This window comes from Albibacterium sp. (assembly GCF_035514885.1).
Classification (GTDB): Bacteria; Bacteroidota; Bacteroidia; order Sphingobacteriales; family Sphingobacteriaceae; genus Albibacterium.
Genome location: NZ_DATJCH010000010.1, coordinates 199,186 through 225,408, shown reverse-complemented (window position 1 = coordinate 225,408; position 26,223 = coordinate 199,186). Strand labels below are relative to the sequence as shown.

Below are 26,223 nucleotides of genomic sequence, written 5' to 3'. Positions count from 1 at the left end.
TAAATGCAAAGATACAAATCTAGGGCGTTCTAACTTCCATTAATAGCCTTAAAACATCACTTTTATCTTCAATCCTGCATTCATCAACTTAACTTCTTCATCAGACAGTTTACTAATTGGCAGCTTCAGAAAAGGCTCGAGAAGGAGCTTTGTCTTACCATAAAAGTTTTGCTTCCTACCTATAGAGAGATTAAGATAACCAATATTATCATTTCCTTTAGAGTCTAATTCTTGAACAGGTTCAGTATATTGTCTTGTTACAGTAGAGTATACGGTAGACTCCACACCTGTTTTTGGATCTTTGACCAAACTCGTTGAAACGACATCTGTTTCATATTGATAGGATTTGTTTCCATCCAACACGGTTAAAAGAGATACGCCCATAGATGCGTAAAAACCATCATTCACCTGATAAACTATAGATAAAGGAATATCAAGAGCCTGCATAGAAGCTTCAACACCAACTTTTCGTGTTGAAGAAGAAATCCCAACCGGGCCGATCTCATTGGCGGCATTGATCTTGGTAAAAGCTACCCCACTTGTTAAAGAAATTTTATCTGAAAGCTTACGTTCAGCAAAAACACCACCACCGTAATTCATTTTATCTGAAATAAAGGAAGAAGAAAGTTCTATTCCAAATTTCCAATTATCATCATCAATAGCTCTATTAATTTTCAAGTTCTCAGACAAAAGAACCTCGTCGATGTTTTCAAAAGGATTTAGTGATTTAACATCCTTTATGTCGCTACTAGGTTTTCTATTTTCAGTCAAAATTACCTGTTTCTTATCTTCCTGCACAGGTTCTTTCGGTTCTGGTAAAGAGACTATGTTTATATTCTTTTCTTCAACTTTAAGATCGTTATTAATTTTCGCATTTACTATTTGGTTCTCCCTAGTTCTAACTATACTATTAGGCTTCACTTGCTCGTTGGTTCTTTCATCTTGACCTCTAGACAAAACGAGTTCCTGTCTTTTTTCTCTTTCTAAGTTAACGGAATCTATCTTTATAACCTTTGCTACTCTTGACTGACTATCTGAGTAATACGCTCTAAAAACAGATACAATTGAAATTATAAAAATCAAGGATGCAGCTACCGTCATTATTCTCCCAATAGGTATGAAAGGCACGTCTTTAATTTTTCTTACAGGTACCAACTCTGCATTGTATTGTTTTTCACGAAACCTTTCCCATGCTCCCTCCTCATACGGAAGCTCATAATTTATAAGAGACTCTCTGATCTCTTCAACTATTCTATCTCTTTTGTTTTCCATATCTATCCTACTACTGACTTTAGATATAAGCTTCTTAACTTCTCTTTAGCTCTTGTTAAGTAAACCCTACTCGAACTGGATGGAATTTCCAGCATTTCTGCAATTTCTTCGTGATTAAAGCCTTCAATTTCATAGAGGTTGAATACTGTTTTATGTATGGGTAGAAGTTTATCCAACAAACCCATAATATCTGCCACATTCAAATTATCCTCATAACTTTGACTATAAGATTTTTCATGCGCATCCGATAATTCTTCATAATAAAGCGTTGACTTTCTTTTACGAATCTCATTTAAAGCTGTCCGAACCGTAATTTTTGCTAACCAGGCTTTAAAGACTTTATTGAAGTTAGTTTCATCATCACACGAGAAAACTCCCATATGGGTAAATGCTTTCATAAAACTATCATTGACTACTTCCTTTGCTATATCCCGATTAGTAATATACCTCAATGAGACCCCCATAAGATATCCCCAATAGTGTTTATATATCCGTTCCTGAAGGCGCTCATCAGCTTCCTTCAAGCCTTTCAAAATATCTTGTATTAAATCGGCCTCAGTATTCAACCCTACTGCTTAACAAAGTTTTAATGATAGAATCAAGCATCATTTGCTCTTATCAATACAAAACCCATTTTTGGCCGAAGTGCTACAAAAGATATTTTTTTGCTATTATATTTTCACAAATAAAGTTTTTGAAATCATTTGTAGCAGTTTAGATTCTTACTGTGTTTTGGCATCAAACAGTATTTATTAATTAACAAAAAACAATCATTATGAATTTTTATCAAAACCTAAAAACAATGTCTTTAAAAACAATGAAATTGCCTTTGCTTTGCCTGGCTTTAGCTGTTACTTATTCATCTTGTAGCGATGACGACAATATTATGCCGAATCCAGAAACTGCAATTGTTTCAGTATTTCATGCTTCACCTAGTACAGATTCATTAAGCTTTTATTTAGATGCTAAAAAAGTAAATGCAAAACTTGTCGGTCTTGGAGATAGTATTAATTATATAGAAGCATTTATTGGTGACCGTGTTGCGGAGATTAAAGGAAAAGACGGTAAATCAATCTTCCAAAAATCAATCAAACTTGAAAAAGATAAAGCATACTCTTTATTTATTACCAACGAAAAAGATAAAGATGATGCAGAATATGTACAAATTAGCGATGACCTAACCAATCCTGCTGAAGGAAAAGCTAAGATACGATTCGTGAATGTTTCTCCAGATGCTGGAAAACTTAATTTAGCTATAGCTGGTGGTGCAGATCTATTTACAGAGAAGGAGTTCAAATCAGCTACCGAATTCAAAGAAATTGATGCAAAAAAACAATCCTTTAACGTAGTTGATCAAGCAAGCAAAGCTGTACTCTTTACTTTAGAAAATGCAGACATAAAAGCTGGAAAAATATATACTATTTGGGTAAAAGGCTTAAAAGATACTGAAGAGGATGCTTTAGAGATCGAAGCTATGCTATATAATAATAAATAAGAACACCCATTCTTAAAAATAAAAAGAGCCAGTCATTATGACCGGCTCTTTTTATTTTAGGTTTATATTGATTAGATTAAATATAATACAAAGAACTATTCCTAATTCTTATTGTCGTAAAAATTTAGCACAATCAATTCGGTTCTAAATCTATAAATTTCTTTGTAATTATACGACCTTTCACTTTAATAAATTTAAAATACAAATCTCAAACAAAAATCTTTTCATTAAATTTAATTATTTACTACGAATATATCGTAACAATATGATATATTCGTAGTAAATAAAAACCAATTATAGAAATTAAATACATTATGAAAAGAGCGAATCTGCTATTATTAGCAATAACACTACTATTTTGTCAAAATTTGAAGGCACAGGAAAGCGAAATAGCTTTAGCCAAAACACATTACAACTTTGTACATATCAACGATACAACTCAGCTTGAGAAAAATCATCACGATGAAATGGTATTATACTTAGGTCAGTATTCTTCTTTCTATACTTCGTATGCTAATAAACGTATGGAAGAAAGTCTAAGAAAACAAGTTGAGAGTCCTAGTTTCGATGGCAATCTTACCATTAAGGGCAGTGGCTCAGGAACACACGAATCCTATTATATTGCTCCAGCTAAAAACTTAATCATACAAGTATATAGTCTTAATGGTGAAAACTACTTAGTAAATGAGGAATTTCCAGCGTTGAATTGGAAAATAGAGCAAGAAACTAAAATAATAGGAGGATATACTTGTCAAAAGGCTGAAACCCATTTCAAAGGTCGTGATTACATAGCCTGGTTTACTACAGATATCCCTTTCCAGGCAGGTCCATGGAAATTACAAGGCTTACCTGGGTTAATATTAGAAGCAGCAGACAGCAAAAATGAAGTTCGATTCGAATACGCAGGTTTCGATAAAATAGAAACAAGTGGGTTGACTGTAGGAATACCTGAAAACACGATTAAAACAAACAAAAAAGCCTTAGCTAAATTAGTAGAAGCAGTTCAGAAAAATCCAATGGCAGCAGCAAAAGCCCGTTCACAAGGTGGTGGAAGCAACTCTAGTTCGCCTTTGAATTCAATAATAGATCCTTCTCAGATTAAGAGTATCTCCGTAATAAAAGAAGGAGCTGCAAAGTCGCCCATTACGAATAATCCAATTGAGCTTATCGATTAATAGAAAGATACTAAAGCATATTCAATGAGAACTATCTTGCTATTTATTTTATTTCTTTCTATTGAATATTCTTATGCTCAAGAATATTTCGGAACACTTAAAACCATCGATGGCGAAGCCGTTTCTTTCACTACCATATTAATTAAAAACTCAGAAAACAAAGTTCTTGCATTTAAAGCAAGTGACTCAGACGGAGCATTTACATTGACCATTCCAAAAACTATAGAAGAAGAAACGTTGGTAATTGAAATCAATCATCTAGGTTATAAGAAAGTTCGACAGGATATAAAAGAAGGAAAGCTGAATTACAATATTATAATGGAAAGGCAGGCCATTAACTTGTCGGAAGTGCAAGTACGAAGCAAACCTATCATTCGTAATATAGGCGATACCTTGTCATATAACATTGATTCTTTTGCTAAAAACGAAGACCGTTCAATAAACGATGTAATTAAACGCTTGCCAGGCATTGAGGTAAACGAAAGCGGGCAAATAAAATTTAACGGTCAAAGTATCTCCAATCTATATATTGATGGTGATGATTTACTGGATGAGAAATATGCTATAGGAACCAAAACTATTCCTTATAGTATGGTAAAAGAATTAGAAGTATTGCAAAACCACCAACCGCTAAAAGTCTTAAAAAACAAAACCCTCAGTGATAAGGTTGCAATAAACCTTGTTATTAAAGAAGAAGCCAAATTAAAACTTACAGGCCAAGCTAAATTAGGCCTGGGACTTCCAGAACAGTATGACGGTGAACTAAACAGCATTCTTTTCAACAAGAAGTACAAAATGCTCAATATACTGGAAGTTAATAATATTGGAGATGATCTCTCTTTAAATTTCGATGAATCAAACTCTCCTAAACTATTATCTTCTGGCACTATAGGTAGTCCTGGCCTCGATAAAAGCAGATATTTCTTAAATAATTCGATCTCTGCCAATGCCAATAATCTGATCAATTACAAAAATGGCTTGCAATTAAAGGCTGGAATCAAAATGCTATTAGATCAAAACAAAATGGAATATAAGACTACGACCGATTTATATTCTTTAAACGACACCATTCAATATAGTGAACAGCAAAATATAAACAACCACCCTCTATTAACGAATCTGAGTATCAATGCACAATTAAATAAAGAGAAATACTATTTCAACAATGCGCTAAAATTCGCTTACTCGAAAGAGACAAACTCTTCTCTCCTGCTCAACAATGAAATAGATATGAAGCAGCGATTAAAGAATCAGGTTCACAGTTTTTCCAATAATCTGGAATATGTCCCAGAGTTAAAAAATAAAAATATCCTGCGTTTTAATTGGTATCTCAGCTACTTTAATCAGCCTCAAAATTTGTATGTTCAACCAGGCGTTAATGCCCAGATTTTTAATGACGGAATTCCCTTTGAGTCTACCAGCCAATTTGCTGAAAGCCCTAATTGGCTTAACCGTATCTCACTTGCCTATCAACTTACCAAGGGAAGAATAAAGCAAGATTATCAGGTAGGAATTGTCAATGAACTCCAAAGGCTTAATTCCCAACTTAGATTTAAACAATTAGATGGCACTCAAACATCATATCAATCAGATAATGACAATAATTTAAAATGGAATCGCAATCAATTCTTCGTTAATGGTTCTTATGAATACAAAAAGGGTGCTTTTGAGTCCGCTCTTTCGATTCCTATAATCTTACAACGGACTTCTTATAGCGACGAAGGTTTTAATTTAGATAAGTCGGAAACACAATTACTTATCACACCGGCTTTAAGGATAAAATACATGACCGGGTCAGAGAATTACCTTTCTTTCAATTATAAATTCAGCAACCAAACAGGAAATATTAACAACGTATTCCGCGGAGCTATACTCACTAATTATCGAAGCCTGCAAGCCAATGATGCAGACTTACAGAAACAATACAATCACAATCTTGACCTGACCTTTAATTTCAGACGTTCAATAAACATGTTATTTATGAACACAGGAATATGCTATAAAAATTCAAAATCAACTACCATTGTCTCCAATATTATATCAGATAATATCTCTCAAACAATTCTATTACCTTTTCTAAATCATATAAATAGCTATAAAATTCATGGAGGTATCAGTAAATACATTTTCAGTTTGGGAGCTACAGCTGATTTAAAGACATCTTGGGAATACACCCACTTTGATCAACTTCTTAATGAAAATCTTATACCAATCAATAATATTTCCTTTATGCTCAACCCGAGCCTGGAAGCAAGACTATTGAATCGTATTAGTTTAAACTATGGAAGTACAGCCACTTGGATTACCAGTAAATCAGGAACTAACAATACAAGCACTCTCCCGGATCGTCAAATCCAAAACCTTAATCAATCCATGGGAATAACATACGCTCCCTATAAAAATACTTTTTTAAGAGTAAGCGGCAGGCATCAACTCACTAAACAATCGGGAATCAAAAATATCAACTACTTCTTTGTAGACATAAATGCCAGTTATAAGCTTGTCAAATGGCAGACAGACATAGAGCTTAATTTAACAAACTTAGCAAACATAACCTCCTATGAAACCTATAGTATTTCTGCAAACAGTTCAATCTATAGTAAATATGAACTAAGAGGAAGAATGACTATACTAAAATTTATTTTTAATCTATAATTGCTATCAAGAATAGGGTATTCTTAAAGAAGATCGCTAACATCTAGCGAATAGATCTCCTTAAACAACTTATTAAAATAAGATGGTGTTTCGAATCCAGCCAAATATGCAATCTCAGAAACCGTACGATATTTACCTGTTTTTATGGCTTCCATAGCTATCTGCAAACGTATAATTCGGATATATTGATTGGGAGTAACACCCATAATGGCTTTTGTCCGCCTAAACAGTTGTCTTTCACTCATGGCCATTTCGTTACTCAACATATTAATATTCAGGTCGATTTTACCAATATATTTTTTAATGAGTGCTTCAAACTCAGAAAGCCAAACCTGGTCTGCAGCCGAATATTCATCTCCAATCCCCTCTTGAGAAGAATTACCTAAAATATCTGCAATTCTCTTGTATTCTTCCAGTTTCTTTCTGTACGTAATGTCCTTAGCAATTGCAAAAATAACTTTCTCACTTTCGATTGTCATGGAAGTCCAGGTCAACCATACAATCTCATTTTTCTTTGTTATATATCTGTTTTCATAACGCAAAAGAGGATAATTGTTTTTTATAAGACCACGCGTTCTTAGAGTTTCTTCTCTATCATCAACATGAACAAAATCAATTATCAACCTTTCAAATAACTCTTCTTTTGTATAACCAAGAGTCTTTGAAACAGCTGCATTAATTTTTTTAAAGTAACCGTCATAACCTGCAATACATAATAAATCAGGTGATAATTCAAAAAATTGTTCTAAATCAAAAGACTTCTTAGAATCAGATGTATCAATTATCGCTTTGTTGGCTGGAGATGTATTATTCATTATTATATAAGAGTCTGATACCTAAACATAGGCAAAAATATTAAAAAAACACTTACGCAAACGTTTGATATTGTCAGTATTGTTAATAAAAATGTCAGTTTTATTAAACTTTAATAGCGGTATTTTGAAATATAAACCTAAGAGATGGAAACACTTGAACAATCAGTTGAAAAAGATTACAATAAAAACTTATTAAAAACTGTAGCAGTATTATACAGTCTTCATAATGAGCTATTAATTCAACTAACCAATTTGGTAAAATGCAGTGAAACTAGTGATGTGGATAAATATACTACTGATACACAAATCGCTAACCTGATATCTGCCGAATCAATAAGTTCATCAGATCCTAACGCCCAAGATCTAATTGAGCTTATCGAGATAATGAAAGAAAAAATGAGCGTCCTTTTAACAAGGACGCTCCAGCAAACCAATTAAGACTATTATAACTCCTTAATCCGTATATTTTTGAAATGGACTTCAGATCCATGTCCTAAGAAGGCAATATGACCACTACTTCTTTGTAAACCAGGGTGATCTTTTTTATCCAGTGTACCATTCTTAACGGCTTCACTTAAATTCCCTTCCAAGATCACAGTTCCATTTAAAGTTACTTTAATATCATTTCCTTTAATATAAATTTCTTCTTGGTTCCACTCTCCCATTGGTTTTAGGAAACCTCTTTTTGCTGACATAACACCATATACTGAACCATGATATTGATAAACTTCCAAATCCTTGTACATATCTGCATCATCATCTAATACCTGAATTTCCATGCCCACATAAGCAGCATCTCCGGTTAAAGGACTACGAATTCCAATTCCATTATTCGCTCCGGGAGTTAAACGAAACTCAAAACGATACACAAAATCACCAAATTCTTCCTTTGTATATAAATTACCACCTGAATCTTCTGTAGGATAAATTGCCAAGGTTCCTTCATCGCTTACCATATAAGCAGACTTATTTCCCTGCCATGAATCCAGGTTTGTTCCATCAAACAAAACCTTAAACCCTTCCTTTTTCTCCTGTTCGCTCAATTGAAATATCTCCTTTCTTGGAAGCTCTTTTATAAAGATATCTCGATAGTAAACTAAAGTACCATGCGCCTGAAGTTCAATTTGCTCAACAGGAAAAATAGATTGGTTTCTATCCCAGTAGTTTTCTAATGTAACATTATCCACAACCAACTCTCCATTTAAATGAACAGTTACCTTCTCACCTACCATTTTAATCTTCATGGTATTCCAGTCACCCAAAGGATTATCTGCAACCTTCAATGGCTTGCTTTCATTCTTCTGATTATTATATAAACCACCAGACCCGACTTCTGCCCCTACATCTGTACGAGAAATATCCCACATCTGTACTTGAGGAGTTCCGCGAAGATAAACACCAGCATCACCATCTTCTCCATCCTTATCAAGCTTCCAATCAACCAACATTTCAAAATCACCATATTGCTTTACCGTCGCAATATTATTTCCCTTTCCTGTAAAAGCCAATATTCCATCCTTAACGATCCAGCCCTCGCGCATTTCTTCATCAGCCTTCACTTGTGCACTGGCTAATTCTGCAGCACTCATTTTACTTCGTTTAATAGGATCTCCAACCAATCCTTTCCAACCACTTAAATCTTTACCATTAAATAAAGAAACATAACTTGTGCCTTTTGGTAATTCAGCAATATGTTTAATTACGGCTTCTCTTAAATACCCACTTTCACTACCACTCAACTTATCAATAACTTTATTAAGCAAGCCCTTAACATCCTCTCCATTGTAAGTAGGATTTAGCAATGCAATATTCATAACCGTATTCGCAGCAGCTCCTCCCAAATCTTTATCATCTAGAAAGCTTCCCGCATACATCAATGCATTATAAGTATTCGTTGCTTCAATATTTCTCAATATAGCTTGCTTTTGACTAGTAGTATGAGCTACTTCCATCAAGTCACGATAGATCAATAGCTGCCTTTCACCTGTAAGATCTGAACTAGCAGTAAGACGAACTACACCTTTTACAACTGCATCTAACTGAGCGGAATTTAACGAAGTTTTACTTAAATCAATCAGCGTCTGAAGTGCGCTCTGATCTTTCCAGTTTGCTAATGATAGCACTACTGCATTCTTTAAATTCACATCATTCGTTTCGCCCGTTTCAATAACAGCTTCCAAAGCATCTTTGCCTCCTATACCTGAAAGAAGAGTTAAATAATTAGTTTTTTGCTGAGCATCCTGTTGATTATATTGATTAAGGATAGTCGAAATATCTTGCTCTTTGTTCGCACTGTATTCAACACTATTTATTATAGCTTGATGAACATTCTTATCTCTACCGTAAGTATTCATTAATATCAGCAAATCAGCTAGATCAGAAGAACGGGCTATTTGAGGAAGAGCTCTAAATGCTGCCTTTTGCACAGAGGTATCACCCCTAACTAATAAATCTTTAATAGCAGAAAAGCTACCATTATAGGCACGATGTGAAAGTACATCAAGCAGAACTACCTTATTTGCCGAGTTAGCCGCTGGTAGAGCTGCGAGCAATAATGGTTGAACCTGCTCTCCTTTCATTGTTAAAAAGGCTTCTTCTAAAGCTGGCCTGTCAGCCGCATTCCCATTTTCCATCAAATCCAATAGAAGCGGCAAGGCTTTATCTCCTTCAAGTTTTGATAAAGCAATAATTGCACTGGCACGCTCCGCATCAGATTTGCTCTTTAAGGACTTTTGGATAGCAGAAGCAGCTAAGCTATTATTGCTTGCAGCTAAAAATGCAATAAAATCCGGCTTGGCATCAACATTAGCTTTCTTCAAACCTTTCATCCAGTCATTGATATTAGCTTCGTTCAAAAACGGTGAGGCTAATTTTAATGCAGCAATACGATATTCTAAGTTTTTATCATTTGCAGCTTTAATCAAGCTCTTGGTATAATCTTCACCATGTATTTTTGTCAAAATACTCAATGCAGCAATACGAGAATCTACCTGCAAATCCTTAGTGGTATTTTTAAGTAAATCTTCAGCTAAACCTTCAGCAAGTTCATTATTTTTTCCAACTAACTGAGAAATATAATGAATAAAAGAACCCGTAGCGTTGGTTACATCATAAACATAATCCACACTAGCAGCCGCATTTTTTAGTGCATCTGCAGATGCCGCACCAGCTATATTAGAAAGTGAGTACAGCAAAACCTTTTGTACATTCTGGTCACTATTCCCAAGCATTGATAACAGTGTCGATTCTGCACCTTCATAGCGAATATCTCCCAAAGCTTCAATAACTGAAATTAACGCATTGCCTTTTGCAGAAGGCACAGCACTTAAAAGAGCTTTAGAAGCTTGTTCAGAACCAATACTCGCTAATGCCCGCGATGCCTTTTCAGATAGATACTCATCGGTCAAAAACGGAGTTAACGCTGCAACCGCATCGTCTTTTCCTGCTTTGTGCAATAAAGAAATAACATATCCCTTATTATCTTTATCAGCAACTTCATTTAATGCAGCATTCAAGCCTTGCACATATTTTGCACGTTGAGTTTCCCTTCCTGGCTGCTGTACGTAAAAAGCATAACTATTCGTCGCATATTCAAGCTTTGAATTATTACCCTGTGCGGGTGGGGTCAAAGTCTTTAACAAAGCTGTAAAGTCTGATGCTTGAAATGCATCCATTTGTCTCATCGCTTCATTCAGTTTCAGCTCATTAGGCGATGGCTGTTGAGCGAGAAGGTCAGCAATTTTAGTCGTTGTGGTACGTTGATCAACCTGCTGGGCATAAATCGGTGATTGTTGAATAAAAATCGCAAATAACACCAAGTATAATAATTTGTTCATGAGTCTTTTTTTTGGCTTTGAATAATATATTAGATAGTCCATGGTCCCCGCATTGGTTGATTTATCAAGCGATTTGCAGCTTCGTCATTAATAAATTCTTCCTTAGCCGGATCATACTTAAGTGCTCTTCCAAGTCTTAAAGCTGCAAGACCCATATTGACCAATGTACAAGAACGATGTCCGTTCTCTTCATTTAAAGCAAACTTTTTACGCGTTTTTACGGCTTCCACAAAATCAGTAACCTGTGCTTCGGGCTCTGGAAAAGATGCTAGTTTTTGTTCCATATTAGGAATATCAGACACAAACCCGCGGAATAACTTCCCATCCGGACCATCAATATACGGCACATTCTCAATCGCTCCTTCACCATCTAATATAATCTTACATCCATCTGCATAGGTATAAGTAATTTTACGCCAGATACCTACAGCATCACTGTGTTGCTGTGGAGCATCAACCTCTACAGAAATCGGACTTTCATTATCTTTTCCAAGAAAATATTGAACCGGATCCATGTAATGTTGCCCCATATCTCCTAACCCTCCGCCATCATAATCCCAATATCCTCTAAAAGTAGTATGTACTCGGTGTTCACTATATGGTTTAAATGGTGCAGGCCCCAACCACATATCATAATCAAGTTCAGCTGGAACCGGCTCCACAGGCAGGTTCTCTTTACCAACCCAATAAAACTTCCAGTCAAAACCGGTATGTCGGCCAATCGTAACAGTTAAAGGCCAACCTAACATTTTAGAATCCACTAATTTTTTAATCTTTTTAACGGGGACATCCATTCCGTAAAAATTACTCTCAAATCTAAACCAGGTATTTAATCTAAAAATACGGCCATGTTGTTGAACAGCTTCTCTTACTCTCTTCCCCTCACCAATGGTTCTTGTCATTGGCTTTTCGCACCAGATATCTTTTCCGGCTTTGGCAGCTTCTGCAGCCATAATACCATGCCAATGAGGCGGTGTAGCAATATGAACAATATCTAGGTCTGGCAATTGAATTAAATCACGATAATCAGCAAACTGTTTCACACCGCTTTCAAGCATATTAGCAGCTAACGCGAGATGTCTTTTATCTACATCACAAATCGCAATAGTCTTCGTTCCGGCGTAAGCAAAATGACCGCGGCCCATACCGCCAACTCCAATAACAGCTTTTGTTAAATGATCGCTAGGCGCTAAATAGCCTTGCCCACCTAAAACAAAGCGAGGTACAATTGTAAACGCAGCTGTTGCAATAGCCGCATTCTTTAAGAATCCACGTCTAGAATGTTTTTGTTTATCCATTTGTAATTAAAATAATTAGTAATTTATACGGGTTATCAGAAAGGATTTATTATTAGGAAATTTAATGGTGTTTCTAATTTAGGGTTTTTTATTATAAAAACGATTCAATACTAAAAATTTTAATAATTAAGTTAAATAATATAATCAATTTAGTATAGCACACATCCCACTTTATTAAAATCAGAGAATTCTGAATTAATTAATTCGCTTTTTCGTAATTTGCTCCCTTCGCTTGTTTAAAATTAAACGGTGCAATTAAGACATATTAGGAAGCATGATTTCAGAACCTACCTACTTACCAGCTAAGATTGTCTCATCTGAGATCAAGGAATACTTCATCAGGCAGCAGGAATCCAATCAACAAAAAGATTTTTTAGTACCTGAAACGTATGTAATTGAGGCTATCATTGATACTGCGTTTTGGGCAAGCTTGCGTCATGAAGAAGGTTATACACCTAAAATATCCATTGCATATTTACCACCCCAGACCGGTCAGAATAATTTAATTCTAAAACACCATCAAAGATTGACTCCGCATCATCTTGTTAAATTATCACCTGCTGTAATTGAACCAGGAATTCATTTAGGAGTTTGGCACGATGATGAGAATTTATGTATCTGGGGAACCACACACAACGTTCCTGCATCTTGTTTAGTATTGGAAGTAATTGAAGCCGGTTTACTTGTAATTAAGCAGAAACACGAGGCTGTTGGCCGTAAGTTTATTAATCTGGCCGTGTTAAAAGGCAATCAGATAAAGATGATCGATGAACGCCAATGGGGGCTTAGCAAATGTCCAGATATCTTATCTTCTCTCTTAGGTATACCAATTCCTACCTTTGCAGGTAAATCAGTCAATATTTTAGTAGAATTAGCCTTAGCTATGCGCCGACATGGCCGCGGCGCATTGATGCTGATCACTCCTTCCAACACCAGTAGCTGGCTAAAGTCCATTGTTCAACCCATTAGTTATCGACTAAATCCTGCTTATGATTTACTACCTGAAAGTATGGATGAGGAACCCGATCTTTATGAAGAATATGAAGCTCAATTACATCGGGCAATCAATTCTATTGGCGGGTTCTCTGCTGTCGATGGCGCTACAATAATAACTCGCGACCATAAACTACTAGCCTTCGGAGCAAAAGTCGCACGCTCAGATGTTGGTCTTCCGGTAGCACAGATTCTGCTGTCCGAACCAATTAAAAATGGAAAGCCAGAATTGCTAGACAGTACCAAAATTGGCGGAACAAGACATTTGGCTGCTGCACAGTTTGTTCACGATCAAAGAGATGCCATGGCAATGGTGGCATCGCAAGATGGCCTCTTTACTGTTTTTATCTGGTCAGATGAACTCAACATGGTTCACGCACATAGAATTGATTCCCTTTTATTATAAAAGATTAGCTAGACCTCCAATACGAAATACAGCTTACCTATAATCATTGGGCTTCAAACCTTTTTTAAAGGTGCCAAATCCAAACATTAACGGTTCATAATTACCAACAAAATCAACGTTACTTTTTTCAGGTATTTTATCGGTTAAATCCACAGCCCAATAACACGCATTGACAATAAGCCTTCTCAAATCTTCATTTAAGAAATCGATTGAAGAGCCCATTGTTGTTGCAAAAGCCTTTCCTTTCGTTCCCGATTCAATGGAGTAGCTTTTTGTCCACGCAACCGGCATAATTGTTTTTTCCCAGCTGCCCAAACTTTCAGCCGTCATACCTTTGGTTACCTGTCCCCAGACTAAAACTTTTGCATCTGCTACTAAATCCTTAATAGTATACACATCGGTTGGCACCCAAATATCAGACACGCCGTTAAGCATCGGGTTCTCTTTAAACAAACCGTTGATGAGCCCTCGGGTTCCTTCTTTTCCATGTTGACCATGATGGTCAATCCAAGTTTCTCCTAGAACTTGCTTTCCAAACCCATCTTCCCAGCCTGCTTCTTTACTTAAATAGCCATATTTTGCATAGGGACTATCTTTCATTTTATTTTCAGCATTAAAAGCATGCGTAGCTGTTCTTAAACCAATTACAGGTTTACCGGCCTTTAGGTAATCATCGATATACTTCATTTGCTCATCTGGGAGTTCTCTAAAACGGGTGGCAATGATAATCAGATCAGCTGAAGTAAGATTGTTTAACCCAGGGATATTGTTCTGATAAGTAGGATCAATAGTTCCTGTTTTCGGATCGATTGAAAACAAGACGGTTGTCTTAAATCCATGATGCGTAGTGAGTATTTTTGCTAGCATAGGCAGAGATTCTTCAGAATGATATTCTTCATCGCCCGATATCAAAACAATGTGTTTCCCATTAGGCTGAGCTGCTTGAAATTGCAACCATTGGTTATTTTGTGCATTTGCACAAGATAGTTGAACAAAGAGAAATATGATTAATGACAAGCTCATTAAAATTAGTCTGTGCTCATTCGTTTTATAGAATAGGGCTTTTGTTTTCATACTTATCAAGCATTTCTTTTATAAATTTATAGCCTTGTTCAGCAATTGCCCAAGGTTCTGAATAATCTCTCCAAACTCCAATAGAATTGGCAAAAGCGGGGTCATTTCTAGAGAACGCCTCAATGGTGAGCCAACCATCATAGTTAATTTCAGCCAGGGTTGAAAAGGTTTCATCCCACCGTACATGCCCGTCACCAGGTGTTCCCCGGTCGTTTTCACTAATGTGAACATGCGCTAAAACCGGAGCAATTGTATAAATGGACTGTGGGATTTTCTTCTCCTCAATATTTGCATGATGTGTATCATACATTGCTCTAACATTTGGATGATCTGCCATATTAATCAATTTGGATAAGTGTTCCATCGTATTACACAAATAGCATTCAAACCTGTTTAATGCTTCCAATGCCAATGTAATATTTGCCTCTGCGGCATAATTGCCAGCAACATATAATACCTCAGCTCCCCAGGCATATTCTTCTTCTTGAGGGGGCATATGAGAAAAACTTGAATGTGCAGAATGAAATGGACCGCAGATAATAGACGCATTCATATCATGAGCTTTATCAATAGCTCGCCTAATCCGGTCGATAGCTTTCTTTCTCACGATAGCTGACTTATCTATGGGGTTTTCCTCTTTCGTACCTACCATAACTGCCGTAACCCCAAGATCTAAACTTCGAGTATAATCGCCGAATCGTTTATACGCAGGAGTATCCTCCTCTCCAATAAAACATTCTACTCCATCGTAACCAATGTTCTTTAATCGATCTACTATAGGAAAAAGGTCTTCTGACATTACAGCAGACCATACTAATACATTAAATCCAATTTTATTCTTCACCATTATTCTTGATTGGGCTAATAAATCTTACGTTTCTTACTTTTCTAATGGATGCAGTTTAAGCAATTCTTCCGGTGAATAAAAACCTGTTTTACTTTCAACAGAAGCTCTTATTGCTTTAACTTTTTCAGGAGTAACAGCTGATGCGACATTGCCGAAGGAGTTTCTAACATAGGTTAATACTGAAGCAATCTCTTCATCATTCAACATACCACCAAATGGTGTCATGGGAACCTGACCGGGATATCCCTTACCCAATACTTCAATTGGTCCCTGCAATCCTTTTAACGTTAATTTAATTAAACGATCTTCATTACCTAATACCCACTCACTTCCTTTAAGTGGTGGAAAACCGGATGCTTCAAGTCCCATTCCATCAGCCTGATGACAAGTAACACAAAATCCATCACGAGCAAAAATTGCACTTCCTTTGATATAAAGATCTTTTTCAGCACCTTCCAGATCAGTGGTTACCGTTGTTTCTTCTTCTTTTAATGTTTCTCCTCGAAGCGAAGCCAGCGCAGTCTGGAAAGAAGCCATCATCCAATCATCAAGAGGCATCTTTCCGGCCTCATTTACAATTGCCAAACCTGTATCTTTTTCTAACCATGATGCTGCAACAATTGCCTCTAAACGAACACGACCATGCTCATCCTGAGCAGCTTTCATTAGTAAATCTGCCTGATTGGCTACCTGATGACCTGAATATCCTAATACTTGAACTGCTGCACTTCTTGCATGGTAATCTTTAGAATTTAATAAACGCTTTAACAAGTCCTGATCTACCTGATCCATACCCCAGGTTACCCACAGTGCCTCTAACAAATTATGTTCAAAGCTTGGATCACCCTGATCAAGCTTTGCTACCCATGCCTTAGTAGCTGACAAAACTTCTGAAACCTTACGCCCTCTTAGCTCATTTCTGGAACGGGCACGGGTTCGGGCTTCCGGCAGTTTTAAATTCTCCAAAAGTTCATCTATGGTAGCACCTGCAACTTTCGCTGGTTTAACCAAAGGTCGAGATGGATAGGTAACTCTGTAAATTCTTCCATGAACATGATCGCGAAGTGGATCACGCGCATTGTGTTGCATATGACCAATCAGAACATTATGCCAATCTACAATATACAAAGAACCATCAGGTGCAAACTCAAGGTCTACCGGCCTATAATTTCTATCATCAGACCAAAGTAAATCTTGCCTATGTTTGCTTACATAGCCGGTTCCGTCATCATTCAAAGTATGCTGCATGGTACCTAAAAACCCGATGGTATTATTCAACAGAAAATCTCCTTGAACTTCGTCAGGAAAATGCCTGCTGTAGATAAACTCTAAACCTGAGGTAGGTCGAATACGGAAATCCGGTTCAATTAAATCTCTGGAATTGGGGTTTGATTGTCCAAATCTAGGTTTAATGGAGCCTGGTCTCATCCATCGCATAGGTGGATTTGATGTTTCAGTAAAGAAGTTCTCTCCCCATTTATCAAATGCGATTCCCCAGGGATTGGGAATTGACAATTGTGCTACACGATCCAGCTTATGTCGTTTAGGATCATATCTATAGAATCCGCCGTTCGTTGCACGAACAGGCCCGTAAGGTGTTTCAACATTTGTATGCAAAAAAACACCTTCGCCCATATAGATTCCACCTGCTGGATCGACCGTATATGCACTATGAGCATGGTGGGTGTCGTGATCATCGAAACCGCTTAAAAGAATTTCTTTACTATCCGCCTTATCATCACCGTCAAGATCTTTTAATATCACCAGATTAGTTCCCTGAGAAAGATATACACCTTCTTCAGTTACCTCAAAACCTATCGGGAGGTGTAAACTATCTGCAAAAATAGTTTGTTTATCTGCCTTTCCATCGCCATCCGTATCTTCATAAATGATAAGCTTATCATTTGGCTTTGGGTCTCCTGGTCTCCAATGGGGGTAGGTTGGCATGGTAGCAACCCAAAGGCGACCTTTATTATCAAAAGACAGTTGAACAGGGTTTTCTAAATCAGGGAATTCTCTTTCTGAAGCAAATAATTCAACCTTATAACCCGGAGCGATGTGGAATTTATCAAGCGCATCCTGTCCGTACAAATAGTTCGGATCGCCATTTACTTTCGGATCATAATTAGTTTTCACAGGCGGAAGTACGGATGTTTTTGAATCTGCAAGTTGCAAATCCATTTTCTCTCCCTTTGCAGCTTTCCATATAGCTTCATCCCTTATAGCTGTCATTTCTCTTATCTTAGCAATCTCTGCCGGATAATTATCTGATCCGAAAGGATCATACCTCCGTCCATAAGCATGAACACCATTTGGAATTTTAATATCATTGTGCCACATCCAGTTCTTCTCAAGTACCGCATTGTGTACTAATTCTTTGTACCGTTCGGCTTTTAATGAAGTCTTTCCAAAAATTTCATTTACCAGAAGCTTTGAAAACCTTTCATAGGCATCTGCAGTTAGCTGAAAACCATCTATAGTCAAATCCTCACTGCTTGAGTCGTACCATTGTTTTGAAGGATGAAAGGCATCTACAAAAAGAACGTTATTCTGAGCAGCTACCTCTTGCATTGCATTACTATACAATTCAAGATTTACATTCTCTTTTTTACCATTAGGAAGATCCATTTTATCAGAGAGATCTTCAAAAGCAATGGGTGATACTATAGCCAACTGTAGAGTAGTATCGCCGTTATACTTTTGTGATAGGGTATGTTTTATGAAAGCGTCTAATTCTGCTTTATAATTCGACAATCCTGCTTCACCATCAAATGACTCATTATACCCGAAAAATGCGATAATAATATCAGGTTTAAGGCTGAAAAGCCATTCATCTTCTGTTGGAAAATGACCTTCGCTATCAGCATAATCTGCTAATTCAGGATGAAACTTTTCCGCACCGGGAAAGGCCCATGGCGATTTTCTTGCAGAATGAGGCCTAAAGCCGGGAGTATTCCCTCCATCACTCATGTTTCGTATGAATAACAAGCTGTCCGGATAGCGTAAATGCATTTCAGTTTCGAAATGACCATAATTCATCATCCTTGATCCTAAATTATTTCCAATTAAAACGATACGGGATCCCTTCTTTAATTGGACAAGATTTTTATTTGAACTTGTACACTGGCTCAGACTAAAAAAAACTAATAATGCTCCTAAGAACAGAAAGATTTCTTTTAATAATATATTTCTTTTCATGGTTGGTTAGAGGATTATAATATTTGATCTAATGCTCTTCGTGTGGTTCACACTCTCGTTTAGTAATATAAATAAACGAATAATTTTGTTACATAAAGAGATAAATTATGAATAGAAATACCATCCTGTACTGTCTTGGTCTAAATTTAAAATCCTTTTTACTTCAACAATCTATCTAGGATATAAAAACCACCAAGCTATAAATGAGCATTATATAAGAAACAAAAAGAGGAGAGCCTTTAATAAAGGCTCTCCTCCTTTTGTTTCTTAATCTACCTATAGGTAAACTATCTTTACTGCAATTATTCCCCACTTAATTTATATGCAGCTACTTCATTCTTCATAAAAGTTGGCACAATTACCAAATTCTGATCTGCAATATAACCAATATCAGCAGTGTTTGATTTCTCAGCTTTTGTATCAACTAATAAAGTGCTTCCGCTACCTTTAATCAAATAGATTTCTCCAGCCCAACGACTTGCGATGAAAGTACTATCATTAAGTATAACAAGTCCATCGCCTCCAGTAACTTCTGAATTAAGAAGACTTGATTTAAACTCTGTAGTATCGTATTTTTTCAATCCTGCGTTATCAAGAGTATATAAGTTTTCTTGGTAGAACTCAAGTCCGTTAATACCTTCTGCATCATTGATAACCGCATTTATACTTCCGGCTTGGTTTAATGAATAAACGATTCCTGATTGAGAATCTGAGAAATAAACATTTGTACCATCGCTGGCAAGGTCATTTAAAAACTTTGCTCCTTCAACAGGGATTGTTTTTTCTATGCTTGCAGTCTCCAGATCGATGATTTTTACTTCATCAATATCCGTTACATAAAGTTTTCCATTTAAAATGGCCATGCCTTTGGGTGCATTCAATCCTGTTACCCATTCCATGTTTTTAACAGATCCATCTGTGTTAAGTAAAGCAATAAAACCATCGCCATCTTTTGCACTTGCATCTGTATTTCCACAAGAAACATAAATAGTCTGGTTGTCTGGGTTGTATAATGTAGATTCTGAGCCTGTAAAAGTAGAATCAGTTTTCCATACTTGAGTAAGGCTAGCTACAGTATCCTGTACAGCTTCAGCATTATCTTCATTTTGATTCGCGTTGTTACAAGAAACAAGAACGGCAATACAGACTGTGAATGTTAAAAAACTGAATACACGGTTTGTCGTTTTTTTCATAATGTTAAAGTTTAACGTTAATATTTTCTTTATTTATAAAAACATATCGTTAAAAGTACAAAATAAATCTATTTTAACAATTAAAATAACTTATCATATTGCTATGAGCCGATTAGGAGAAGAAATCGGCTCATTGACACACATTCAATGGAGTATGATTAAATAGGCTTACCAAATTTGATAAATGAATCTTTAAAATTAATTGTTATGCTTTCAAATTGTTTAATTACGTCCTGACCAATATTTCCATAATAACTATCACCATTGGCGATAAAGGGCTCTCTAAAAACAAAAATATTTTTTAATTTTAAAGGCTGTCTTCCAGCTTTAAAAGTCAATTCTTTAATATCGAACCCTTCAAATTCTTTTTTCCCTCCTACACCTTCAAAAGTTCTGGTATTCTCTTTCCCATTTGTCTTCACATCGTATGGAAATCTCTGATAAAAGTTTTCACTAATGGTGGTTTTATTTGCTCCTGTATCAAATGTAAAAGGAAGCTTCGTATCATTGTTATTACTATTATAGCTTAGGATAAGTATTGGCTGCAACTCATCAAGCATCATATTTGGTTTAACTCTCTCTTTCTTTATTTCATTTGGAACAAAAAGTTGATTTTGCCTGGTCAAAGTTAGAGAACCGAATTCCTTTATAACTGGGAAACCTATAATACCATCCATCTTATAAGAGCCGTCTCCAAAGGAAAGTGCACGATCAGGAAACACAAGGAAAGCTACATTTGAAACGGATATATTGCCAATTTGAATATTGTTTGCAATGGCCAGTTTTGCGTCAATATATGTACCTGTACTGCCGCCAATTTCAACAGTTGAGTCGCTAACAATGTTTAAATTCAACATTTTCGCCACACTTTCTGAAATTACAGACATTCCAGCACCTGAATCAAATATCAAAGAAAGCGTCTTGCCTGCAACTGATACAGGAATATTCAATAATCCAACAGTATCTTTATGTAAATCAATCGTGGTATTAGCAGTTTTTATAGTTTGTTGAGCCGGGCTATCGTGCAAGATAGTGGCTATTTTCACATTTTGAGAAAACTCCTGATACTCTTGCGGACTGTACATCTCCTTATATTTATCAAGAAGAATTTTTCCACTTTTTGATGCTTCAGAATAATTAAAATTATTAAATGCGATTATATTTAATGTTTTTAACGCCAGATAGCTCAAGGTATCATTCTTTAAGCTCTCACCAGCTTCTTGCAAAATTTGTCCAGCTTCGGTGCTTTTTCCATATGCGTTTAGGAGCATTGCATTGAAGACTTCATAAGTATCCTTGTTCTCTTTGTTCAACCGCTTATCTTTCAGCTGATATTCAAGAGAAACGAAATCTCTTTTAAGATATAACTCATATAAATGGTTTGTTCTTGCGAAAACCTGGTTCGCTGTTAATAGGAAAACCAACAACCCTGTGCATTTCAAAATAATATGTCTCATATGATAATAAGTTTTTTTCACAATTATAAGATTGGAAACACGCTCACAACTTGTAATTTTCTGCCTATTTTATAAAAAGTGAAAATTTGTTGGCATTTTAGTGTAATAATATTTTGTTAATATGGCTGAGCACCTATTAAAGAATAGTCTTGACCGAGAAAAAGTATCTCATCATATCACCAAAACCGGTGTACAGCATTTAATTGGCAATAATTTTTGGTATTCTGTGCTACCTGTGCATCAAAGCATTATAATAAGCTCAAAGTTTTATTCACTTGAAAAGAATGTTTTTCATAAAGGCTTAAGTTTGAAATATGTGATTTCTGGTCAAGAAAACTATCAATTTGATGGAAGAAACCTCGAAATTACTAATGGTCAATATATATTAGTGAATGAACATTATCCAAAAGGCGATGTCATGATTGCCAATGGAAATAATAAAAGTGTATGCTTAGATATTGATACACTACTTATTAAAGAAATGATTCAAGGTATAACCCAGCCTGATGAGATCGATTCAATCTCAGAAATAGGTAATTTCTTTATCAGTCCGGATTTATTTATTCAGGAATGTCATGCAGGAACAATACTCTGTAAACGGTTAGAGTCTTTACATTATGGAATGGAGAATGATGTATTTATAACGTCACCCCAGGAAACCATCTATGATATAGTTCAATTGATGATAGAAGAAAACTTATCTTCTATCCGATCTTATTATCAAATCAGAACTGCTAAAATTTCTACACGAAAAGAACTTTATCGTCGATTGTTATTTGGCAAATCCTATTTGGACGATCATATTTTCATGCCAATTGAAATCAAAAAAGTTGCGCAAGAATGCTGTATGTCTGAGTATCGTTTTTACAGACTTTTCAAACAAGCATTCAATAGTAGTCCTTATCATTATTTATTAAGAAGAAAGATTGAGAAAAGTCTGGAGTTGAAAAAGCTTAATCTATCATGGACCGAAATAGCTACCTTATTAAACTTCAGCGATTTAGCAGCTTTCAGTCATACTTTTAAAAAAATAAAGGGAGTTCATCCAACGATTTATAAACCCATTTAAGTGTTCAAAACAACAATAGGCGATCAATACATTAAAATGATATTGATCGCCTATTAAAATCATCCCTCGCTTTGGTGAAATCGAGGAATTGAGTTATTTAACTTTACTGTAAATCATATACTCGTACATAATCTACCTCCATTTTTGCCGGGAATGCTCCTTCGTCAACACCCATCTGTCCTCCCCAGTCACCACCTACAGCTAAGTTCAATAACCAATGAAACCTTTTATCAAAAGGCCAAACAGCGTATCCTTTTTTTTCATTCACAAAATGAAACATTTCGACATCATCAACAAAACCCTTTATATAATCAGGGGTCCAGTCAACTCTGTAAACATGAAATTCTGTTGTAGCATTCTGAATCTTTTTTGTTGCTGTTTTTTGCGTATTAATACCATGATTATACGCTTCAGTATGCATACTGATATGTACTACATCTTGATCATAACCAACATGTTCCAAAATATCAATCTCTCCAGAAGCTGGCCAGCCACCATATGCCCAATCGGTAGGCAACATCCAAGCTGCAGCCCAAGTTCCTTTTCCTGGAGGAACTTTCGCTCTTACCTCAAAACGGCCATATAGGAAATCACCTTTTCCCTTACTTACGAGACGGGCAGAGGTATACCCAAAGCCTTCAAAGTCTTCCTTTTTAGCTGTGATGGTCAACACCCCACCCCCTACACTAGCATTTTCTAAGTCTGCTTCAGTATAGTATTGGAGTTCATTATTTCCCCAGCCGTTATTTTGCGAACCCACATCGTAGCCCCACTTTTTCACATCCGGAAGACCTTCATAATCAAACTCATCTACCCAAGAAGGCGTTGTTGAAAATGAATACTCTTTCGGACCAACCGGTTCTGGCTGTGGTATATGAGGTTTTATATTCTCATTCTCAGCACATGCAACGGAAAGCAACAGAATTGGAATTATTTTTAACATAGATAATATCGGTTTCATAGTTTAAATAATCGTGTGAAGTATTAAGACGAACGTAAAGTAAAAGTCCACCATGCACCTCCACCAATATCAACACCCACTTTTAAAATATCATATCCTTTACCGTCAACATTTTTCTTCATTTCCAAAATGTCATACAATACAAAGTCATTTACAGGGCCCTCTGCGGTTTCACCTCCATTGTGTGCTTTCTTTACACCAATATGAGCGCCTTTACCTACTAGTCTCAATTGTCCTAGTTTCTTAACCCCTGTACCTTCGGTTACTGAAAAACTAAACTGTCCTGAATCCCATAGTTTTTGCGCTCCAGATAAATTTGCCGCAGGCTCACAACCTGAAGTTTTATTTCCCAGGTATCCATCTGCAAAGAAATCACCTTTATTGTCATAGTTATAGGTTCCTTCTGCATTAAATGCAAAACTAAACTCATCATTGAATTCGCAACTACGACCTTCAACGTCGCCCAAACCGCTTGCCCACCAATCACCGTTATCTGCACCGGGACCCACTTTTAATGTTCCTGCTTCCGGATTAAGCTTCCAAGTTTTCACATCGCAACCTGCAATAAAACCAAGTGCTCTGGTATCTGCACAAGCTTCCGGGTCATTCTCATTTACAGTAACCGGTTTTATCACGCTTGCCATACCACCCTGTGCTACAATATTTAATTCAACATCATACTGACCTGCAAAGATTAGGTTCAAATCTACGGTATCTCCAGTAACTTTTTGACCCGTACTAACTACCGTCCATTGTGCAATAGAGGGTGAATTAGTTGTATTAATTAATCTTACTTTACCTTTTGACAGGTCAACAACTTCGAAATCAGGTTGGGCAATCTTTTCTAAATGCAAGTTATCACCTTCAATCTTACATGCATTCAAAACCATAATTCCTATCAAACCCCAGATCAAGGAATATATTTTTCTATAATTGATTTTCATAATTTTCTTACTTATTTGGTGCCACCATATTCTTTACTCTGCTCTAGCTTTGAATTATCTAACTCAAGCAATGGGATAGGCAATATTTCACTTTTGCCTGCTACAAAACCACGATCACTTAAGGCTGCAGCTGCATCTCCCCAGCGAACAAGGTCAAACCAACGGTGTCCTTCACCTGCCAATTCAACTCGACGCTCTCTCTTAATGTTGTCTAGCGTTGCAGCTACAGGAGCCAAATCTACTCTGTCTCGAACAGCATTCAAAAGAGCTGCTGCCCGACCTGCATTTCCACCACCTCTAACAATTGCTTCAGCTTCCAATAAATAAGTGTCTGCTAATCGGATATCATACATGTTTTGTGGAAAATTTAATTCGAACGATCCTGCACCGGTCCAACGGTTAGATTCTCTTCCGGCAAATTTCTCCAGGAAATAACCTGTATCCATATATCCAGGCGTATATGATCCTTTTCCTTCATCAGCTAATTTCTGCATATCAATGATTGTATAAGGATACCGCGGATCATTCTTCATTAGATCAGCCAATTCTGTAGTAACAGGAAGAAAACCCCATCCAGATACATAATCGGGTCCACCAGCACCAACACTATAGCCACGTGGTCCTGTTAAGATATTCATTACATTCCCCTCACTACAAGTAATACAACCCCAATCTCCAACAGAAGTATTTGTAAAAGATATCTCGAAAATAGATTCACTATTGAATTTGTTATCCACTTTAAATAGATCTGCGAAATTATCTAATAAACGATAACCGTATTGACTGGTTTGTCCTGGCTCACCATTTACTGCAGCAAGTTGCTGTGCGGCTAAATCAAATTTCTCCTGTTGCAAATATACCTTTCCTAATAAAGCTTTGGCTGTTCCCTGCGATACTCTACCAGCTTCTGTAGATTTAACAACCTGCATAGGAAGATTTGGCATTGCGCTCGTTAAGTCACTTTCAATAAATGCATATATTTCTGCGGGTGCAACCTGTAACACTTCATATAGCTCATCTCCTGCTAATGGGTGATCTATTAAAGGAATATTACGGAAATAACGTATCAGATCAAAATAGAAATAGGCACGCAGAAATTTTGCTTCTGCTTCAAAACGTGATTTTTCCTTATCATCCATTGAAACATCAGGTAATTTTGACAGCAAAATATTTGCTCTATTAATACCCATGTAGTTTCTGCGCCATAAATCTTCCTGAGGACCAACAGCCGGATCTACCGAATAATCAGACCATGCCTGAAGATTTGGCAAATCTGATGAACCACCACCACCTGCATAATGATCGTCGGAAGCTGCTGAAGTTGCTAAAATCTTACTTGTATACGAATTGCTTTGATAACCAACCATATCATAAGTAGCTATCAATCCATTATATGCTTCTTGTCTATTGCGGTAATAATTATCTTCAAGATCTGTTCCCTTCGGTTTTAACTCTAGAAAACTATCCTTACATGCCTGCAAACTAAAAAGAATTAAGCATGCTATTATTGCTGTGAATATTTTATTTTTCATTGT

Annotated in this window: 19 protein-coding genes; 6 read left to right on the top strand and 13 right to left on the bottom strand. The window is 36.4% G+C overall.

Annotated features, from left to right (window positions below; all coding sequences use genetic code 11):
- Positions 1 to 48 precede the first annotated feature (48 nt).
- Positions 49 to 1,272, bottom strand: a complete 1,224-nt coding sequence (locus tag VL047_RS03655; protein WP_325358622.1) for a hypothetical protein — start codon at positions 1,270 to 1,272, stop codon at positions 49 to 51.
- A gap of 2 nt (positions 1,273 to 1,274) precedes the next feature.
- On the bottom strand, positions 1,275 to 1,838 hold the full coding sequence (locus VL047_RS03650) for an RNA polymerase sigma factor (RefSeq protein ID WP_325358620.1): 564 nt from the start codon (positions 1,836 to 1,838) through the stop codon (positions 1,275 to 1,277).
- A gap of 209 nt (positions 1,839 to 2,047) precedes the next feature.
- Here VL047_RS03650 and VL047_RS03645 point away from each other — a divergent pair, with 209 nt between their 5' ends.
- The 3 genes from VL047_RS03645 to VL047_RS03635 all read left to right on the top strand — a co-directional run bounded on the left by VL047_RS03645 (position 2,048) and on the right by VL047_RS03635 (position 6,597).
- Positions 2,048 to 2,767 carry a DUF4397 domain-containing protein gene (locus VL047_RS03645; RefSeq protein ID WP_325358618.1) on the top strand — a complete coding sequence of 240 codons (720 nt, stop codon included), beginning with the start codon at positions 2,048 to 2,050 and terminating at the stop codon, positions 2,765 to 2,767.
- Between the two features lie 314 nt (positions 2,768 to 3,081).
- On the top strand, positions 3,082 to 3,942 hold the full coding sequence (locus tag VL047_RS03640) for a GLPGLI family protein (RefSeq protein WP_325358616.1): 861 nt from the start codon (positions 3,082 to 3,084) through the stop codon (positions 3,940 to 3,942).
- A gap of 24 nt (positions 3,943 to 3,966) precedes the next feature.
- Positions 3,967 to 6,597, top strand: coding sequence for a hypothetical protein (locus tag VL047_RS03635; RefSeq protein ID WP_325358614.1), 2,631 nt, complete (start codon positions 3,967 to 3,969; stop codon positions 6,595 to 6,597).
- 23 nt (positions 6,598 to 6,620) lie between these two features.
- On the opposite strand, the gene VL047_RS03630 is transcribed toward VL047_RS03635, so the two are convergent.
- Entirely contained in the window at positions 6,621 to 7,412 is a 792-nt protein-coding gene (locus VL047_RS03630) for a helix-turn-helix domain-containing protein (protein WP_325358613.1), read from the bottom strand.
- Positions 7,413 to 7,556: 144 nt separating this feature from the next.
- Here VL047_RS03630 and VL047_RS03625 point away from each other — a divergent pair, with 144 nt between their 5' ends.
- Entirely contained in the window at positions 7,557 to 7,850 is a 294-nt protein-coding gene (locus VL047_RS03625) for a hypothetical protein (protein WP_325358612.1), read from the top strand.
- A gap of 5 nt (positions 7,851 to 7,855) precedes the next feature.
- On the opposite strand, the gene VL047_RS03620 is transcribed toward VL047_RS03625, so the two are convergent.
- Both VL047_RS03620 and VL047_RS03615 read right to left on the bottom strand, forming a co-directional pair.
- Entirely contained in the window at positions 7,856 to 11,248 is a 3,393-nt protein-coding gene (locus tag VL047_RS03620) for a DUF1080 domain-containing protein (RefSeq protein ID WP_325358610.1), read from the bottom strand.
- Between the two features lie 29 nt (positions 11,249 to 11,277).
- Positions 11,278 to 12,546, bottom strand: a complete 1,269-nt coding sequence (locus tag VL047_RS03615; protein ID WP_325358608.1) for a Gfo/Idh/MocA family oxidoreductase — start codon at positions 12,544 to 12,546, stop codon at positions 11,278 to 11,280.
- A gap of 274 nt (positions 12,547 to 12,820) precedes the next feature.
- On the opposite strand from VL047_RS03615, the gene VL047_RS03610 reads away from it, so the two are divergent.
- The gene (locus tag VL047_RS03610) at positions 12,821 to 13,945 is read left to right on the top strand and encodes a putative sensor domain DACNV-containing protein (RefSeq protein WP_325358606.1); all 1,125 of its coding nucleotides are present in this window, start codon (positions 12,821 to 12,823) and stop codon (positions 13,943 to 13,945) included.
- Positions 13,946 to 13,978: 33 nt separating this feature from the next.
- On the opposite strand, the gene VL047_RS03605 is transcribed toward VL047_RS03610, so the two are convergent.
- The 5 genes from VL047_RS03605 to VL047_RS03585 form a co-directional block, all read right to left on the bottom strand.
- Positions 13,979 to 15,019 carry a ThuA domain-containing protein gene (locus tag VL047_RS03605; protein ID WP_325358604.1) on the bottom strand — a complete coding sequence of 347 codons (1,041 nt, stop codon included), beginning with the start codon at positions 15,017 to 15,019 and terminating at the stop codon, positions 13,979 to 13,981.
- Complete coding sequence (locus tag VL047_RS03600) at positions 14,994 to 15,866, bottom strand: sugar phosphate isomerase/epimerase family protein (protein ID WP_325358602.1); 873 nt, start codon at positions 15,864 to 15,866, stop codon at positions 14,994 to 14,996. Before VL047_RS03600 ends, VL047_RS03605 begins: the two co-directional genes overlap by 26 nt.
- A gap of 33 nt (positions 15,867 to 15,899) precedes the next feature.
- A complete protein-coding gene (locus VL047_RS03595; protein WP_325358600.1) occupies positions 15,900 to 19,064 on the bottom strand; it encodes a PVC-type heme-binding CxxCH protein in 3,165 nt (1,054 codons plus the stop codon).
- Between the two features lie 302 nt (positions 19,065 to 19,366).
- Positions 19,367 to 20,257: a hypothetical protein gene (locus tag VL047_RS03590; protein ID WP_325358598.1), complete on the bottom strand. Its 891-nt coding sequence runs from the start codon at positions 20,255 to 20,257 to the stop codon at positions 19,367 to 19,369.
- A gap of 158 nt (positions 20,258 to 20,415) precedes the next feature.
- Positions 20,416 to 21,714 (bottom strand): pepsin/retropepsin-like aspartic protease family protein, encoded by a 1,299-nt coding sequence (locus VL047_RS03585; RefSeq protein WP_325358596.1) that lies wholly within the window; start codon positions 21,712 to 21,714, stop codon positions 20,416 to 20,418.
- 121 nt (positions 21,715 to 21,835) lie between these two features.
- Between VL047_RS03585 and VL047_RS03580 the strand changes: the two genes are divergently transcribed.
- The gene (locus VL047_RS03580; protein WP_325358594.1) at positions 21,836 to 22,783 is read left to right on the top strand and encodes an AraC family transcriptional regulator; all 948 of its coding nucleotides are present in this window, start codon (positions 21,836 to 21,838) and stop codon (positions 22,781 to 22,783) included.
- A gap of 103 nt (positions 22,784 to 22,886) precedes the next feature.
- On the opposite strand, the gene VL047_RS03575 is transcribed toward VL047_RS03580, so the two are convergent.
- The 3 genes from VL047_RS03575 to VL047_RS03565 are packed head-to-tail and all read right to left on the bottom strand — an operon-like array spanning position 22,887 to position 26,220.
- A complete protein-coding gene (locus tag VL047_RS03575; RefSeq protein ID WP_325358592.1) occupies positions 22,887 to 23,744 on the bottom strand; it encodes a glycoside hydrolase family 16 protein in 858 nt (285 codons plus the stop codon).
- Positions 23,745 to 23,767: 23 nt separating this feature from the next.
- Positions 23,768 to 24,688: a hypothetical protein gene (locus VL047_RS03570; RefSeq protein ID WP_325358590.1), complete on the bottom strand. Its 921-nt coding sequence runs from the start codon at positions 24,686 to 24,688 to the stop codon at positions 23,768 to 23,770.
- Between the two features lie 11 nt (positions 24,689 to 24,699).
- On the bottom strand, positions 24,700 to 26,220 hold the full coding sequence (locus VL047_RS03565) for a RagB/SusD family nutrient uptake outer membrane protein (protein ID WP_325358588.1): 1,521 nt from the start codon (positions 26,218 to 26,220) through the stop codon (positions 24,700 to 24,702).
- Positions 26,221 to 26,223 lie beyond the last annotated feature (3 nt).